This window comes from Burkholderia sp. LMG 13014, assembly GCF_905232215.1.
Taxonomy (GTDB): domain Bacteria; phylum Pseudomonadota; class Gammaproteobacteria; order Burkholderiales; family Burkholderiaceae; genus Burkholderia.
Map to the genome: position 1 here is coordinate 1 of NZ_CAJNKE010000938.1, position 1577 is coordinate 1577.

3 protein-coding genes are annotated in these 1577 nt (G+C 65.4%); 1 reads left to right on the forward strand and 2 read right to left on the reverse strand.

What is annotated here, in order from left to right:
- Nucleotides 1-782, forward strand: a 782-nt coding sequence (locus JYJ84_RS36315; RefSeq protein ID WP_205190270.1) for a pseudouridine synthase, incomplete at its 5' end; no start/stop codon positions are given.
- Nucleotides 783-873: 91 nt separating this feature from the next.
- Here the strand turns inward: JYJ84_RS36315 and def are convergent.
- Together def and JYJ84_RS36325 are read right to left on the reverse strand one after the other, a co-directional pair.
- The gene (gene def, locus JYJ84_RS36320; RefSeq protein ID WP_122945705.1) at nucleotides 874-1407 is read right to left on the reverse strand and encodes a peptide deformylase; all 534 of its coding nucleotides are present in this window, start codon (nucleotides 1405-1407) and stop codon (nucleotides 874-876) included.
- On the reverse strand, nucleotides 1404-1577 hold a 174-nt coding region (locus JYJ84_RS36325), incomplete at its 5' end, for a BRCT domain-containing protein (protein WP_205190271.1). The genes JYJ84_RS36325 and def, both read right to left, overlap by 4 nt.

Here is a 1577-nt window from a genome sequence, read left to right on the forward strand (position 1 = left end):
CCGACGTCGACTACGGCGACGAATCGGGCCTGATGCGCCTGTCGAAGCGGATGTCCGAGCTCGGCATGTGCTCGCGCCGCGAAGCCGACGAATGGATCGAAAAGGGTTGGGTACTCGTCGACGGCGAACGCATCGACACGCTCGGCACCAAGGTACGCGCCGACCAGAAGATCGAGATCGACGAACGGGCGAGCGCCGCGCAGGCCGCGCAAGTGACGATCCTGCTGCACAAGCCGGTCGGCTATGTGTCGGGCCAGGCGGAAGACGGCTACGAGCCCGCGGCCGTGCTGATCACGCGCGCGAACCGCTGGAGCGGCGACCATTCGCCGGTGCGCTTCTCCCCGCAGCACCTGCACGCGCTCGCACCGGCCGGCCGCCTGGACATCGATTCGACCGGCATGCTCGTGCTGACGCAGAACGGCGTGATCGCGAAGCAGCTGATCGGCGAGCAGTCGGACATCGACAAGGAGTACCTGGTGCGCGTGCGCTTCGGTGAACAACTCATCGACATCGACCAGCACTTCCCCGCGGAATCGCTCGCGAAGCTGCGCCACGGCCTCGAGCTCGACGGCGTCGCGCTGAAGCCCGCGATGGTGAGCTGGCAGAACGGTGAGCAGTTGCGCTTCGTGCTGCGCGAAGGCAAGAAGCGCCAGATCCGTCGCATGTGCGAACTGGTGGGCCTCGACGTGATCGGCCTGAAGCGCGTACGGATGGGCCGCGTGATGCTCGGTGCCCTGCCGCAGGGTCAATGGCGCTATCTGTCGGCCGACGAGACGTTCTGACTGCGCGCGCGCCACACGGGCGCCACGCAATGAAAAAGCCCGCGCAAGCGGGCTTTTTTGTTTCCTGCGAGAAGCCGGGACAGTCGGCCGATCAGTCGTCCGAAGCCGGATCGAGCCCGGGGAACAGCACTTCCGTGAAGCCGAAGCGCGTGAAGTCGGTGATCCGCATCGGATACAGCTTGCCGATCAGGTGATCGTATTCGTGCTGGACGACGCGTGCGTGAAAGCCGTCGGCAACGCGATCGATCTTCTCGCCGAACTGGTCGAAGCCGCTGTAGCGCACCTTCGCGTAACGGCTGACGACGCCCCGCATGCCCGGCACCGACAGGCAGCCCTCCCAGCCCTCTTCCATGTCCGGCGGCATGTACTCGACCTTCGGGTTGATCAGCACCGTCTCGGGCACCGGCGGCGCATCCGGGTAGCGGTTGTTGTTGCCGAAGCCGAAGATGATGAGCTGCAGCCCGATGCCGATCTGCGGAGCGGCCAGCCCGGCGCCGTTCGCATGGTGCATCGTCTCGAACATGTCCGCGACGATCTCGTGCAGTTCGGGTGTATCGAACCGCTCGACCGGCTTGGCGACTTCGAGCAGGCGCGGATCGCCCATCTTCAGGATCTCGCGAATCATGGCGTATTGCCCTCCAGGAGTTGGTGCAGGCCGTCTTCGTCCAGCACGGGGATGCCGAGTTCCTCGGCCTTCGCGAGCTTGCTGCCGGCTTCGGCGCCCGCGACCACGTAATCCGTCTTCTTCGATACCGAACCGGCCACTTTCGCGCCCGCCGCTTCGAGCATTTCCTT